General features: G+C 50.6%; 13 protein-coding genes. 12 read left to right on the top strand and 1 reads right to left on the bottom strand.

Going from position 1 to position 14,805, the window contains the following annotated elements; all coding sequences use genetic code 11:
* Positions 1–18: 18 nt before the first annotated feature.
* A complete protein-coding gene (locus AB1757_20530; GenBank protein ID MEW6129439.1) occupies positions 19–1,194 on the bottom strand; it encodes a VWA domain-containing protein in 1,176 nt (391 codons plus the stop codon).
* Positions 1,195–1,446: 252 nt separating this feature from the next.
* On the opposite strand from AB1757_20530, the gene rplU reads away from it, so the two are divergent.
* The 12 genes from rplU to AB1757_20590 all read left to right on the top strand — a co-directional run bounded on the left by rplU (position 1,447) and on the right by AB1757_20590 (position 14,616).
* Positions 1,447–1,755, top strand: a complete 309-nt coding sequence (gene rplU / locus AB1757_20535) for a 50S ribosomal protein L21 (GenBank protein ID MEW6129440.1) — start codon at positions 1,447–1,449, stop codon at positions 1,753–1,755.
* 52 nt (positions 1,756–1,807) lie between these two features.
* Positions 1,808–2,065 carry a 50S ribosomal protein L27 gene (gene rpmA / locus AB1757_20540; protein ID MEW6129441.1) on the top strand — a complete coding sequence of 86 codons (258 nt, stop codon included), beginning with the start codon at positions 1,808–1,810 and terminating at the stop codon, positions 2,063–2,065.
* A gap of 82 nt (positions 2,066–2,147) precedes the next feature.
* Positions 2,148–3,173, top strand: a complete 1,026-nt coding sequence (gene obgE, locus AB1757_20545; protein ID MEW6129442.1) for a GTPase ObgE — start codon at positions 2,148–2,150, stop codon at positions 3,171–3,173.
* Between the two features lie 89 nt (positions 3,174–3,262).
* The gene (gene nadD, locus AB1757_20550) at positions 3,263–3,934 is read left to right on the top strand and encodes a nicotinate-nucleotide adenylyltransferase (protein ID MEW6129443.1); all 672 of its coding nucleotides are present in this window, start codon (positions 3,263–3,265) and stop codon (positions 3,932–3,934) included.
* Positions 3,931–4,311 (top strand): ribosome silencing factor, encoded by a 381-nt coding sequence (gene rsfS, locus AB1757_20555; GenBank protein MEW6129444.1) that lies wholly within the window; start codon positions 3,931–3,933, stop codon positions 4,309–4,311. The genes nadD and rsfS overlap by 4 nt, the downstream gene beginning before the upstream one ends.
* Before the next feature lie 71 nt (positions 4,312–4,382).
* Positions 4,383–5,324, top strand: a complete 942-nt coding sequence (locus AB1757_20560) for a sigma-54 dependent transcriptional regulator (protein ID MEW6129445.1) — start codon at positions 4,383–4,385, stop codon at positions 5,322–5,324.
* A 76-nt stretch (positions 5,325–5,400) separates the two neighbouring features.
* The gene (locus AB1757_20565) at positions 5,401–5,868 is read left to right on the top strand and encodes a 23S rRNA (pseudouridine(1915)-N(3))-methyltransferase RlmH (protein MEW6129446.1); all 468 of its coding nucleotides are present in this window, start codon (positions 5,401–5,403) and stop codon (positions 5,866–5,868) included.
* Between the two features lie 65 nt (positions 5,869–5,933).
* The gene (locus AB1757_20570) at positions 5,934–6,308 is read left to right on the top strand and encodes a TraR/DksA family transcriptional regulator (protein MEW6129447.1); all 375 of its coding nucleotides are present in this window, start codon (positions 5,934–5,936) and stop codon (positions 6,306–6,308) included.
* Positions 6,309–6,389: 81 nt separating this feature from the next.
* Entirely contained in the window at positions 6,390–7,178 is a 789-nt protein-coding gene (locus tag AB1757_20575; protein MEW6129448.1) for a phosphoribosyltransferase family protein, read from the top strand.
* Between the two features lie 495 nt (positions 7,179–7,673).
* Positions 7,674–11,498, top strand: coding sequence for a TonB-dependent receptor (locus AB1757_20580; GenBank protein ID MEW6129449.1), 3,825 nt, complete (start codon positions 7,674–7,676; stop codon positions 11,496–11,498).
* Between the two features lie 79 nt (positions 11,499–11,577).
* Complete coding sequence (locus AB1757_20585; protein ID MEW6129450.1) at positions 11,578–12,771, top strand: tetratricopeptide repeat protein; 1,194 nt, start codon at positions 11,578–11,580, stop codon at positions 12,769–12,771.
* 99 nt (positions 12,772–12,870) lie between these two features.
* Entirely contained in the window at positions 12,871–14,616 is a 1,746-nt protein-coding gene (locus AB1757_20590; GenBank protein MEW6129451.1) for a hypothetical protein, read from the top strand.
* Positions 14,617–14,805: the final 189 nt, after the last annotated feature.

The following is a 14,805-nucleotide window of genomic DNA, read 5'->3' on the forward strand; positions in this document are numbered from 1 at the left end:
CCGCTTCTTCAATAAGGGCTAATTCGTATCTTTGGCTGACCGATAGCCGGGGCGCGCGCGTACTTTTGCATCCTTGCGCGAGACTTCAACTTTTATTTTATGAAATTTACCATCGCGCTTTTCATTCATCGGATAGTAACCGATTAAATATTGATTGCGTATCTCATCGAGAATCGCTGCAAAAGCCGAGCGCGTCGCTGCAAAAGTTTCTGCTTGAAAAACCGTTCCGGCGGTTCGCGATGTCAGCGACAACAAATACGCATCAGCCTCGCCGTACACCTTATTGAGTTGTTGAGTAATTTCATCCGGCGGGGGCGCATTTACCTGTGTGCGGTTGCCGGTTACGCCATCTTGATAAATGATGGGCGGAGTTGCGGTGCTGGTGCCGATTTCAATTTTCGGTCTCGGAAGTCCCGGAGGCGTCAGGTCTGGGCCACCGTATTCAGGCGGCAAAGGAATTCGCACATCGACTTCAAACGGCAAGTTTTTTTCGGGACGCTCTTTTTTTCGTTTGCGCGCTTCGGCTTCCTGCCACCAACGGGTATCGAATTTCACCACGTAAATCACTGCGCCCAATTCTTCGGCAAGCCGGTAATTGCTTTCGGCGGTGGCGTCAATGCTTTTCATGTCAACGCCATCGGTAAAGAGGATAACGGCGCGGCGACCGTCAACGGCTTTCAATTTGTTCAAGGCATTTTCAACCGCTTCATAAAGCAGTTTGCCAAATCCAGGTTCGGTCGCCGCAATCGCGTTTTCGATTTCCTTTTGCTCAGAGGTGAATTCCGTCAACTCGCGCACCTCGTTATCAAACGACATCACCATCATTTTATCCTGGGCGCTGAGTTCTCTTGCAAAACCCTGAGCGACCGCCTGCATGGCGCGCAACCGGTCGGCGGCACAATTCGAGGTATCCAGAATCAATACGGCATGGAAAGGCTGTTGCAAGGTTTTGAACAGTGCAACCTCCTGGCGTTTGCCGTCTTCAAGAATCGAAAAGTCGCTCGGTAATAAATTGCCGATGAATTTGCCGCCACGGTCAGATACGACGACAGGAACCTGGATTAATGTGGCGTTGAGTTTGACTGTATCCGGTTCTTGGGCAGTTGACTTTTGCGCGTTTGCCAAAGACCAGAGCGAACAAATCATCAATCCAGGAATTAAAATTCTGCTAATTGCACGACGAGAATACATCATTGATGAACTCCAAAACGCTTTCTATTGTGATGAACGAATGGTCGTTTGGCAATTTGCGTTATAGAAAATTGCCACTTGAAATATTTTTTCTTCCCAACTTCCAGTCTGCTAATTTTCCCATTAACCCTGAAATCCTGCGGGCATTGCTAAATCACAAGCAGGATTTTGAAAAACATACCGTTGACAGTGCTCGAATCCGGTCAGTATAATCTTGGACTTTCGTTTCAAGTAAAGTTTTGGAGAGAGATAACTATGTCATTTGCGATTATTCAATCAGGCGGCAAACAATTTCGCGTAAGCGAAGGCGAAGTGGTTCAGGTTCCGTCACTCAACGCGGAAGTCGGGGATGCAGTGGATTTTGAAACCCTTGTGCATAGCACCGACGACAGCGTTCAAGTCGGCGCTCCGGTGGTTGACGGCGTGCGGGTTTCCGGCACCGTAGTTGAACATGGACGCGGAAAGAAAATCATCGTCTTCAAGATGAAACGCCGCAAACAGTACAAGAAAACTCACGGTCATCGGCAAAATTATACGGCTGTGAAGATCGAATCACTCGGATAATTTTAAAATCATTATTTCATAACGGCACTCATCAGCCGCTACTAGAGGTTTTATGGCACACAAAAAAGGTGTAGGCAGTTCGCGCAATGGTCGCGATTCCAATGCTCAACGATTAGGGATTAAACGCTTCGGCGGTCAGGCAGTCAACGGCGGAGAAATTCTGGTTCGTCAACGCGGCACCCGTTGGAAACCCGGCAACAATGTCGGACGGGGTTCCGATGATACGCTGTTTGCCTTGATTTCCGGCGTCGTCAAATTCGAGGAAAAAGGACGCAAAGGCAAATTCATCAGCGTCTATCCACAAGCTTAGAATTGCGGATTGCAGATTGCGGATTGCGGATTGAAAGGCTTTCCAAATCCGCAATCCGCGATTCGCAATCCGCAATCAGAAGATGCAGTTTTTAGACCGAGCCAAGATAACAGTAAAAGGTGGCGATGGCGGCAACGGCGTAACAGCTTTTCGGCGTGAAAAGTTTGTCCCACGCGGCGGTCCATCAGGTGGCGACGGCGGTCGCGGCGGTTCGGTCATCCTCGAAGCTACTGACCAACTCAACACCCTCCTGCAATTTCGCTTCAATCCCGAATATCGCGCCGGTCGCGGCGGTCACGGTGAAGGTTCCAATAAACACGGACGCGATGGTGAAGATGTCATCGTGTTGGTGCCGGTCGGCACACTGATAACTGACGCCGACACCGGCGAATTGATTCACGATTTTACCGAACTCGGCGAACGAGTAGTTATTGCGCCGGGCGGTCGCGGCGGTCGCGGCAATGCGCAATTTGCGACTTCGACGAATCGCGCCCCGCGTTATCACGAAGACGGACGACCGGGGGCGGTGCGCGTCTTGCAACTGGAATTGAAACTCATCGCTGATGTCGGCTTAGTCGGATTTCCCAACGCCGGTAAATCGACGCTGATTTCGCGCATCTCGGCGGCAAAACCGAAAATCGCCGATTATCCGTTCACGACGCTTGAACCGCATCTCGGGGTCGTCGCTTATGACGATTATAAAACCTATGTGGTCGCCGATATTCCCGGTTTGATTGAAGGCGCGCACGAAGGCATCGGACTTGGACTCGATTTCCTGCGCCACATCGAACGCACCAAAATGCTTCTGCATGTCGTGGATGTTTCGTCGACAGGTCGCGACCCGGTTGAAGATTTTCAAATCATCGAACGCGAGTTGCAGTCTTACAATCCGGCGTTGCTTAATAAGCCGCAGATGGTTGTGGCGTCAAAGCTCGATGCGCTCGATGATCCGGCGCGTCTTGCAGCGTTACGTGAGTTTTGCGAAAAACGCCAACTGGAAATCTTGGAAATCTCCTCAGTCACTGGGCTTGGCATTAAAGAATTGATTTACCGGCTCGGCAAAAAAATCGAACAATTTCAGCAAGAGGAAAAGGTTTCTGGGTTGTAGTTTCCGGGTTGTGGTTTCTAGTTATCTACTGAAAGCAATTATCCCAGAAACCAAAAACCAGGAGCCAGAAACCACAGACCGGAAACCGCATGAGCGAAAAACGCATTGGAGTTTACGGCGGCACCTTTGACCCGATTCATATCGGACACATTGAAATCGCCCGGGCAGTGGTTCGACGCTTTGCGCTCGAGCAGTTGTTAATCATCCCTGCGCATCGACCGCCGCATAAAACGACCAATCATATCTCTGAAGCGCATCATCGTTATGAGATGGCGCGGCTGGCGTTTAAAGACGAACCGCGCATTGAAGTTTCCAAAATGGAAATCGAACTCCCGGAAAAACCTTACACGGTGCAAACCCTGGAAAGGTTGCAGGCTCAATATGGCAACGCGATAAAATTCTTTTTTGTGATGGGTGGCGATTCGTTTGCAGAGCTTCATTTGTGGCGTGAATACCAGCGGTTGCTGGCGATGACCAACATTATCGTAAGCCTTCGCCCAGGTCATGAATTATCGGCGTCACATTTGGATGACACGATTCGCGCCCGCGTGATTGATTTGCGCGGGCAGTTGAAGCATCGGCAAGACCCGGTTGCAAAAGCGGAAGGTTGTTTTATCTATTTGACCGATTATGTCAATCAAAACGTCTCATCTACGGAAATTCGTCGCCGTGTAAAAAATGGCGAAAGCATTAACGGATTGACGCCGCTCGCCGTCATTGATTACATAGAGAGGCACAAACTTTATAGGCAAAATGTATGAGTAGAAACCCGAAAGAGATTGCGAACGCATTAGAGATTGAAGATGCCGTGCAAATCGCCGCACAGGCGGCGAGCGATAAAAAAGCTCAAGACCTGGTGGTTCTCGATTTGCGCGAAGTGGCTTCGTTTACCGAATATTTCATCATCTGCAACGGCAACAACCAGCGACAGGTGCAAGCCATCGCCGACGAAATTGAAAAGCGTTTACGCGAAGCCGGCAAACGCCCGTTGCACATCGAAGGATTCACCAATGCCGAATGGATTTTGATGGATTATGGTGATTTTATCGTGCATGTTTTTGCCGACGCTGCACGCCGTTTTTATGATTTAGAGAGATTATGGCGCGATGCCAAACGTGTGCAACTAAGTATTCAATAATTTGCAATTTTGAGCGATAACTAAGACGGGCAACCGCCCCATAGAGATTGCATATTGGATTTGCCAGGCGCATGAATAAATTAATAGCTACCTCACCCGCTATGCAAAGAATTGCCGAACTCGCCGAGCGCGTCGCGCAAACCGATACCAGTGTTTTACTCCTCGGCGAATCGGGCACCGGCAAAGATTACCTGGCGCGTTACCTGCACGACCTCAGCCCGCGTCGCCAGAAACCTTTCGTCAAGGTTGATGGCGCGGCGCTGCCGGAAGATTTATTTGAATCGGAAGTCTTCGGCTACGAAAAAGGCGCGTTTACCGGTGCCAGCGAAGCTAAACCCGGACGTTTTGAAATGGCTGATGGCGGCACGCTGGTATTGGATGAAATCGCCAACCTCAGCCTGTCGGCGCAAGCCAAATTGCTGCGCGTTATCGAAGAACGCAGCTTTGAACGACTCGGCGGCAAACAGACCATCAAACTCGATGTTCGCATCATTGCAGTCGCCAATGTCGATATGAAAGAGGCGGTGCGCGCGCAGGCGTTTCGTCAGGATTTGTATTATCGGTTGGCAGTGCTCACGATTGAATTGCCGCGTCTGGCGGCGCGCGCCGAAGACATTCCTTTACTTGCCGAACGGTTCGTTCAACAATTCGCACAGCGCAACGGGCGCAATCACCTGCAACTTTCAGATGAAGCATTGGCAATCCTGATGGATTACGATTTTCCGGGCAACATCCGCGAACTGAGAAACATCATCGAACACGCCGTATCGGGTAGCAATCGTGACCTGATCGACATTGAACATTTGCCTGAGTATTTGCGCTCAGCCGGGCGTTTGATGCAATCGCGCTCACATAAACCATCGCTTGCCGAACTTGAAGCCGTTTACATCCGCGAAATTCTCGAATATGTGCGCGGCAATAAAACCCGCGCTTCGGAAATCCTCGGCATCAGCCGCAAAAATCTATATGAAAAGATGCGCCGCTATCACATTGGCGTCGGTAGAGGCGAGTAGTCAGCAGGTTTGTGGTTTCTGGTTTATTAATTTCTGGTTCATGAACTAAAAACCACAAACCAACAAACCGGAAACCATGAAGTTGCAATTTATCTGGATTGGCAAAACCAAAAACGCGGCGATTCGGGAATTGGCGAATGATTATCTTGAACGCCTGAAAAAATATTGTCGCGTAGAGATTACCGAATTGCGCGACCGCGACGATGCCGGAGGCGTCAAACTTCGGCTCATTGAAAAAGAGGGCGAAGAAATTTTGCAGCATCTGGAAGCAGATGCTTTTTTAATTGCGCTCGATGAACGCGGGCGGGAAATGACTTCGCAGCAGTTTGCCGAGTTTTTTGAAAAACACAGACTTGCGGGAACCAAACAATTAACTTTTGTAATTGGCGGGCATCTGGGACTGGCGGAAAAAGTGAAAAAACGCGCCAACCTGACCTTGGCGCTTTCACGCATGACGCTCACCCATGAGCTTGCTCGCATATTTTTACTTGAACAAGCTTATCGTGCATTTGCTATACTTCACGGTTCGCCTTATCAGAAATGAGGCGATGCAAAGAGGGAGAGCGATTTCAACTCAGGGAAGAACAAATCTGAGCTAGAGGTTTTTTAATGGATAAAAAAAGATTAAAACAATACGAAGCCAAACTCATCGACCAAAGAAACGCTTTGCTGGGTATGGTAGAGCGCACAGAGGATTATGGCAGAGAAGCTGACCGCGAAATCAGCCAGGACCCGGCTGATAAAGCTTCCAACTCCTACACCAAAGAGCTTTTATTTTCGCAGAGCACTAATGAACGAAACACTTTAAAACTTATCGAAGAAGCCATTGACCGGGTAGATAATGGCGATTACGGCGATTGTTTAAATTGCGGCAATGAAATTCAAGCGAAACGACTCGACGCCATTCCCTGGGCACCCTATTGCAGAGATTGCCAGGAACTGGTCGAGCAAGGACTGTTAAGCGACAAAGAAGAACGCGAATAATTGAAAGGCTCAGCCTGCAAAGCCTGAGCCTTGGTTCATTCCCCATCCGCTTGTCCAAATCTATCCGCACGGAGGCAAGGCGTGTTCACGCACGCGCTGCAAAATTTACGAGACGGAATTCTCACCCTCGCTTATCCGCAGGAATGTCGCGTCTGTAAGGGTCAGGTTGAATCCTGGCGCGACGGCGTGGTTTGCCATCGGTGTTGGGAAAATCCACACCTCACCGAACTTTTCACCCGCACGAGCACCTGCCACAAATGCGATTATCCATTGCCGCCGGTTCAACAATTTGCGGCGCGCACGACTGACGTGACCACCATACCCGCTCAGCCGCGTCAATGCGGACGCTGTCAGAAAATGCCTTTTACTTTTGCGAGAGCCTGCGGCGCGTATACCGGAACTCTTGAAGCCAATATTTTGTTCTTAAAATCGACGCCTCATCTTTGTCGTCGTTTGCGAGAAATGCTCGGACAAACCTATCAAGCGAATGAAGCGGTTTTAGCAAGCGAGGTGATCGTGCCGGTTCCCCTGCACGATCTGAGAAAGCGCGAACGCGGATTCAATCAAGCCGAAGTGGTGGCGCGCGCCCTGGCTTGGGACTATGGTCTCAATCTCGATACCACTGCACTGATACGCAGCAAAGCGACCGAGCGCCACCGCGTCGGCATGGATGAGGTTGATCGCTTGAAATCCGTAGCAAAAGCCTTTAAGGTTCGCGACCCGCAACGCTTAAAAGCGCGTTCCATACTTTTAATTGATGATGTTTTTACCACCGGAAGCACGATTCGCGTCGCGGCAGAAACCTTGTTAAATGCAGGGGTCGTCGATGTCAAGGCGCTCACCCTGGTTAGAGTCATCCAACGTTTGTAAGCCATCAATCACCCCAACTTTTCGGCAACAAAAATGCCGTTCAAGCCTTCTCTCGATAAAGCTTCCGCGTAAGCTGTCTTAATATTTTTTTGTTTCGGACTTGCCAGAAATTCATTCTTGTCTCAAAATCGTGAAGCTAAAAACAAAAAGCTAAATCTCGGCAATTGAATTAAGCAGTAAAATAAAAAAGTTGTAAGTTCCGATTTTTTAATGTCGTCGGTTTAATCGCTCATACATTCAGGAATTCAGTGGGAGCATTGATAGCTAATCAATGATCGCTCCTTGATGAATCGTTCAAACATTCAGGCAGTCGTAAATTCGATAAATCTCAGAGTCGTTCAAAATTAAACGCACGAATAATCAATCATCAGTGGATTTTAATTGGTAGTGCCGGTCATTCAGGTCTCAGGCGCAAATTTGCATTAACCGGTTAGCGGTTTTGCAAACTGGAATCCCGAATGATCGTCCAAGACATAGCAAGGAGGATTTACCCTAATGAGGAGAAAAACAACTCTCTCTCAGAGAGTCGGTGTGTATTGTCTGTCCATCCTGATGCTGCTTGGCAGTTTCAGCGGGCTGGCAAATGCTCAGGTGGTAACCACCAGCCGCATCAGTATCACAGTGGTTGACCCACAGGGTGCAGTAGTTTCTGATGTTCAGGTGGTGGTTAAAAACGTAGCGACCGGGACTGAATACAAAGCCAGTGGCGGCAGTGACGGTCAAACCGTTCTTTCATCATTGCCGGTCGGAACGTATACCGTAACCGTTTCCGCCAAAGGCTTCAAACAAACGGTTGTCCAAAATGTCACGACGACCAGCGGCACCACCGCGTCGGTCACGGTTACGCTCGAAGTCGGAGCCACGAACGAAGTGGTTACCGTGACGGGTGGCGCAACCATTCTTGAAAAAGAATCAACGACCATTGGGTCAACGATTGTCGGTAAACAAATCACCCAACTTCCCTTCACTTCACGTGACGCGCTCGACCTCGTCCTCAACCTTCCGGGCACGTCGGGTGGCGGACGCCCACGTCAATCTACGGTTAACGGCTTACCGAAATCCGCATTGAACATCACCCTCGACGGAATCAATGTGCAGGATACCAACTTCCGGTCATCTGATGGATTTTTTACCTATATCCGTGCGCGTATCGATGCGATTGAAGAAGTGCGCGTCACGACTGCCGGGCAGACCGCCGAATCGGCAGCCGGGGGTGCCGTGCAAATCGGTTTTGTTACTAAAAGCGGCACCAATGAATATCACGGTGGCGGCTGGTGGTATAACCGTCAACGGGCTTTCAATGCCAATTACTATTTCAACAAATTGAATCGTCGTACCCTGGCGGACGGAACCAAAGTCGAAACCCCGCGCGCTCAGGTAATGGTCAATCAATGGGGCTTTAAAGTCGGCGGCCCGATCACTCCGTGGCTCAAAGACAAAGCCTTCTTCTTTTTCTCTTATGACTCGTTCCATCTGCCGGAACAGGCTGTAAGAACCCGCACGATTCTCAGTCCCGACGCGCAAAACGGCATTTTCAAAATACCTGACATCACGCAGCCTTCGGGGTTTAGAACTTTTAATCTCTACTCGCTTGCCGGAGCCAATGGGTTTCCGACCACACCCGATCCGACAATTGCCAAGGTGCTTGGCGACATTCGTTCGTCGACGGCAAAAGGCGCAGTGGTCAATGGCACCGACCCGAATTTCCAATCCTTCACCTTCACCAATACCGGCGGGCAAGTGCGCCGTTTCCCGGATGCGCGTTTCGATTTCAATATCACCAGCAAGCATCGTTGGGAAGTGACCTACCATTATAATGATTTCGCCGGACAAGCGGATTTCCTGAATGGTGTAGACCCGGCATTCCCCGATCCCCTGCCGCAAATTTTTGGCATACAAGGTTCAGACCGTTTCTCGTTCTCGACCGCCCTGCGTTCGCAACTCACCTCGTCTCTGGTAAACGAAGCGCGTTACGGACTGACCGGCGGCACCGTTGGTTTCTTTGCCAACCTTGCGCCCGGAGATTTCTCCTACTTCGGTTCGACTAGTGGGTTCCCGGGCATCGCGCCGGTCTTCCCGGTTGGCAGCAACCCTTTTTCATTAACGACCAATTCACGTCGCAACGGCCCACGATTTGAATTCCGCGATACGGTCTCTTATCTCAAAGGGCGACACAATTTCAGTTTCGGTGGCAGTTGGATTAAAGATGCGCTGTTCCAACAGAGTTCAGGTGGCGCGATTGTCCCGACCGTCAATTTTGGCGTGGCAACCAATGACCCGGCATTCAACTCGTTCAATTCGATTCCCTCGAATTTTCAGGGAACCGCCCGCGCCCTTTACGGCTTGCTCACCGGTCGGGTTACGGCAGTCAATATCAATGGCAAGTTGAATGAAGAGACCAAGAAGTATTCGCTTAATGAACAAGCCATCGAGCGCAATCAATCCTATGAATATGGTTTCTTTGGACAGGATGCTTTCCGCCTGCGTGACAACCTGACCATTAATTATGGTCTGCGTTGGGAAGCGGTGCTGGCGCCGGTTCATAAAAACGGGGTGTATATCCGTCCGGGTTATGCCAATCTTTTCGGCGTCAGTGGCGTCGGTAATATTTTCAAACCCGGCACCCTCAGCGGACAGGTGCCGTTCTACAACCCGGTAACTGAAAATGATAAGCCGTATGATGATGACCTCAACAATTTCGCGCCCAATATCGGTATCGCCTGGACGCCGCGATTCAAGAGTGGTTGGCTGAAAACTCTGTTTGGTGAAGGCGATCAGACGGTCTTTCGCGCAGGCTATTCAGTCTCCTTCTTCAAGGGTGGAAACTTTGACTTCCAGGGCGTCTGGGCGAGCAATCCGGGACTCACGAACTTTGCCGGAAAACGAGCTGACATTGAATTCCCAGCAGGTTCCGTCCTGTTGCGCAACGGCTTGCCGACGCTTACGCCACCGGCTGACCCGAGCTTCCCGAGACCGTTTTCGGTGGGCTTGGCGATGTGGGATTTCGACCCGGAAATCAAAACGCCTTATGTGCAATCCTGGTCGGCGGGCGTGCAAAGAGAAATCATGCGCGACACGGTTCTCGAAGTCCGCTATGTTGGCAATCGTTCGATTTACCTGCCGGGTAACGTCCAGGTCAACGAAGTCAATGTCTTTGAAAGTGGCTTCCTTCAGGAATTCCTCAACGCACAAAAGAATCTGGCAATCGCCCGCGCCAACGGTCGCGGCAACAACTTCCGTAATCAGGGACTCGCAGGCCAAGTTGCTTTGCCAATCTTTGAAGCCTCATTTGGCAGCGCCACCTCCTCGCAATTTGCGAGCGGCACCTTCGTCACGGCGCTTGATTTCGGCACCGTCGGCAGCGCCGCAAACACCTTGGCATTCAACACCACTTTCCACAATAACCGTGTGGCAAGAGGCTTAGCGCCAAACTTGTTCATTACCAACCCGTCGATTCTGGCAACCAGCGCCATCCAGACCAATATCGGCAGCAGTTACTACAACTCGCTGCAAGTCGAGTTGCGTCGCCGACTGGCAAACGGGCTTTTAATCCAAGGCAGCTACACCTTTGCCAGGGCTTTGGAAACCTTTGGCTATTCGATTCGCAATCTGAGCAGTGGTAAACGCACCTCATCGTTTGACCTGCGCCATGCCTTCAAGGCGAATTACCTTTGGGAATTCCCCATCGGGCCGGGACAAAAATTCCTCAACTTCCGTGGTCCCGGTGGCGTCATCGGTAAAATCCTCGAAGGCTGGGAATCGGACGGCATCATTCGTTGGCAGAGTGGTCGCCAGTTCAGGTTGAATTGCGGACGCGCCACCTTTAATGCCGGTGAAGCCGGTTGCAATCTGGTGGGCATTACTAACCAGGAATTGCAGAAAATGGTCAAAGTCTATAAAGACGGCGAAGCCGCAAATCGCGGCACCGTTTTCTTCCTGCCGAGAAACTTCATCGAAAATACCCAGAAGGCTTTCGGCACGATTGCCGGAACTCCTCAAGGCGCATATCTCGCACCACCCAAGACGCCGGGTAAAGTCGGCTCGTTCATTGATCTCTATGGTCCGAATTTCTTCCGCGCCGATTTGAGTATTGCCAAGAAGACGCGGATTACCGAAACCACCAACATCGAATTCCGCACGGAATTCTTGAATGCGTTTAATAACATCAACTTCCTGGTCGGTTCGGCGGCTGCCGATTCAACCGGCTTGGGGGTTGGCGGGTTGACTTTCGGGCAAACCAACTCCGCTTATCTCGATACCTCAACGACGAATGATCCGGGCGGACGCCTGATTCAATTCGTCTTACGTCTCAACTTCTAATCTCACGCGGTTAGATCAATCTCAAACGGGGGAACGTTTCGGCGTTCTCCCGTTTCTCCTATTCCTCAACAGGAAGCTTATGACAGCGAAACGATTTTTATCACGGCTCACATTTTTAATTTCCGCAATTATCTGTCTATCTATTTTTGCCGAAGCGCAAAGAGGTTTGCGCGGACAAATATTTCTGCCAAACGGCGCGCCACTTCAAAAAGTCACACGCTTTAAAATCACCACCGATGACGGCTTGCGCGATGAGTATTTCTTTACCGACTCTAACGGGCGTATCTTTTTACCAACCCCGCCCGCAGTACCGTTTAAACTTACAGTGGATTCCGACAGCGCGAGTTATGCGGCTACGGTTATCTCATTTGACCCAAGATTTTCCGGCAATTTTATTACCGTAAATCTCAATCCGCTGTCGGCGAAAACGCCTGCTGTGCCCGGAGAAATAAATGCTGATGATGTCGATAGAAATGTCTCTGCAAAAGCCAGAGAAGCTTATGCCAAAGCGCTTCCCCTTATGCAAGCCGGTCAATATGAACAAGCGATTGAACCGCTCAAAAAAGCCATCTCCATAGAAAAAAATTATTTTCAGGCGCATAACGATCTGGGTGTGGTTTATATGAAACTCAATCGCCTGGATGAAGCCGAACAGACATTTCGCGCTGCCATCAAAATCACCGACAAAGTTTATTTCCCGCAACTCAATCTCGGCATCGTACTCAACAAAAAAGCGCAGTACAAAGACGCCGCGCAGGTATTGCGCAATTTACAAAATCGTTTCCCCAATTTAAACAGCGTGCATACGCCGCTCATTGAAGCACTCATCGAAGGACAGGAATGGGTTGCCGCCGAAGAAGAGATTCAAAAAGCCCTGAAAGTCAAGGATGCCGACGTTGTTGATTTACAGGTCAAACTCGGCTCGGCGCAGATGCGTCAGGGCAAATTCGATACAGCCGTAGCCACGCTCAAAGAAGCAACCGCAGCCGAACCCAACAACGCTCAAGCTCATTTCATGCTCGGCGCGTCTTACCAGCAACTCGGTCAAATGGATGATTGCGAACGCGAACTCACTAAAGCCTATGAAATCGGCGGCGCGCAAATGGCTGGCGTGCAACTTTTACTCGGTCAACTCTATTTCCAGAAGAAGGAGTATCAAAAAGCGCTCGACGCTTTTGAAATCTATTTGCGCGATGTGCCCAATGCGCCGAATGCCGCACAGGTTAAAGCGGTCATCGAGCAATTGCGTGAAGCCTTAAAAAAGAAAGGATAGAAACCATCTCATAAATCTCGCTTCGTTCTTTGCACTACACATATTCTAAAGCTCCAGTGGAACCGCGACCTGTTTGTGAGATGGCTTCGAGGGAAAGGCATGAAGACCATCAATCGCAGAAATTTTTTGGCGCAGCTATCCGGCTCGCTTGCGGGTGCAGCTTTACCTTTAACCCAACTGTCAACCACCCTCGTTGCCGCAAACGGCAAGGGCTGCTGGTTATCGGTGTGCGTGCCGCTGATTATCGAAGACCCGTCTTTGAATCTGCATACCGACATCATTTTGACCTCGGCAACCTTTGATGGGGTGCAGGGCTATCGAGAAAACCTTCACGCCACCGATTATGAGTTGTACCTGTATGATCCGGCAGGAAAACCTGCGGCGCGGCAAAACCCTGTGAAGTTGAGCGTCCCGGCGATGCAAACGACGGTTGTCAACTGTCGCGACTTGCTCACCGGTCGCGACGCCTTCTGGGGCGGACTGACCATCAAAATGCGCTCGCGCGGCAACCGTCCGATGTTTGTAAGCGACCTGTTTAGCGCAGCCTTCGCGCGCTGGAATGCCGGCGAAAGTTTTGACACCCTGCACGCCCATCCAGACCCTTTGCAATTTCAAACCGCCGACAAATATTTTTCGAGCATGCCATTCCCCAGTCTTGAAGAGCACGCCTGCACCCTTTCCCTGTTCAACCCTTATGCAACCGCCAGTCGCGGACGCATTCTGCTCTATGCCGATAACGGCGAAGCGCGCATTGAAAAAGCTTATGACCTTCCGGCTTTTGGCACGGCGCTTTTCAATCTAAATGGCGACGCGCAACCTACCCAAGCGAAAAACCTGACGCGACTCGTCAAAGCCACGCGCCACGAAATCAAACAAGGCGGCGCGCTGACCATTGAAAACGACAAGGCGACGGTCAAGAATTTCGCTTATCTGTTAATCAAAGGAAAATCGGCAAATGCGCTTGCCGCCGAACACACCATTCATCAAACCAATTATCCGGTGGCGCGCGGCGCAGCGCCGTTTGGCGAGGGTCAATCGTTTAAACCACGCGGCTGGGTCTATTCGGCTTTCGTATTCAATCAGGCAAAGCTTGCCGGACTATCACTGAGCAGTCGCGTTTATCTGAGCGCCGGGCGACCGCTCGAAGATGAATTGTGGATGCTGGCTTACGCAAGCGACAGCGAAGGCAATTTGCAATGGACGACGCGCAGCGACAAAGACCTCGGCGCACAACTCGCGCCAGGTTTACTCACTCAGGGCACCATCAAACTCAAACCGTTTCAAAGTTGTAGGCTCGATGTTGAAAAATTATCGCTTGCAAAACCCTTTGCGGGCGGCATCGGCATTGCGGTTTCGCCACAGACTTCGCACGTCCTGAATAAAACCGAGGTGCGGGTGTTGAACTGGAACACCGGCGCGTTTACCCATTTTCGACCGGGGGCGCGCGGGGCGCGGGCTTTACAGAAAATCGCCTGGCGCGGTGGCTTGGCTTCCGATTATCTCATCACCGGCGCAAACGCCACTCCCGGAGTCAACGATTCCCTGCTCGCCGTGTTCAACATCGATGAAGACAAAAGCGGACAACCGACTTTGGAAGTATTCAATTCAACCGGCATCATCGCACAGAAACAATTAACCTCTTTGCCGGGACTCGCCTGCCGGTATGTTTTGCTGTCGGATTTATTTCCGCAACTCAGAGGTCAGCGCGCGCCGTTTACGGTGCGACTGATGGATGAACGCGCCGTGGTGATACTTTCGGCGTTGCACATCGATTATCAGCGCAAAGACATCGCCATTGATCACGGGTCAGATCGTTTCTCGACGATGTTGGATTATACCTGCTAATCATTTCGTAAACGCCAAGGCGCGTAAAATCGCCAAGCCTTATTGCTTTCAACTTGAGTTTTGGGTGCAAAGAGAGTAAATTGCCCCCCATCAAGAGGGGAAGTTCGACTCAGGCTCTTTCTTGTTTTCCGTACATTGCACTCGGCAAAAAGAGGTAAAGACTGGCGCATTGGTCTTTTACTCTTATAA

The organism is Acidobacteriota bacterium (assembly GCA_040754075.1).
In the GTDB taxonomy this organism is placed as follows: domain Bacteria; phylum Acidobacteriota; class Blastocatellia; order UBA7656; family UBA7656; genus JBFMDH01.

Bases quoted from the DNA above. Each gene is read 5' to 3' on its own strand.
- AB1757_20530 (MEW6129439.1), bottom strand. From the start codon at position 1,194: ATGATGTATTCTCGTCGTGCAATTAGCAGAATTTTAATTCCTGGATTG.
- rplU (MEW6129440.1), top strand. From the start codon at position 1,447: ATGTCATTTGCGATTATTCAATCAGGCGGCAAACAATTTCGCGTAAGC.
- rpmA (MEW6129441.1), top strand. From the start codon at position 1,808: ATGGCACACAAAAAAGGTGTAGGCAGTTCGCGCAATGGTCGCGATTCC.
- obgE (MEW6129442.1), top strand. From the start codon at position 2,148: ATGCAGTTTTTAGACCGAGCCAAGATAACAGTAAAAGGTGGCGATGGC.
- nadD (MEW6129443.1), top strand. From the start codon at position 3,263: ATGAGCGAAAAACGCATTGGAGTTTACGGCGGCACCTTTGACCCGATT.
- rsfS (MEW6129444.1), top strand. From the start codon at position 3,931: ATGAGTAGAAACCCGAAAGAGATTGCGAACGCATTAGAGATTGAAGAT.
- AB1757_20560 (MEW6129445.1), top strand. From the start codon at position 4,383: ATGAATAAATTAATAGCTACCTCACCCGCTATGCAAAGAATTGCCGAA.
- AB1757_20565 (MEW6129446.1), top strand. From the start codon at position 5,401: ATGAAGTTGCAATTTATCTGGATTGGCAAAACCAAAAACGCGGCGATT.
- AB1757_20570 (MEW6129447.1), top strand. From the start codon at position 5,934: ATGGATAAAAAAAGATTAAAACAATACGAAGCCAAACTCATCGACCAA.
- AB1757_20580 (MEW6129449.1), top strand. From the start codon at position 7,674: ATGAGGAGAAAAACAACTCTCTCTCAGAGAGTCGGTGTGTATTGTCTG.
- AB1757_20585 (MEW6129450.1), top strand. From the start codon at position 11,578: ATGACAGCGAAACGATTTTTATCACGGCTCACATTTTTAATTTCCGCA.
- AB1757_20590 (MEW6129451.1), top strand. From the start codon at position 12,871: ATGAAGACCATCAATCGCAGAAATTTTTTGGCGCAGCTATCCGGCTCG.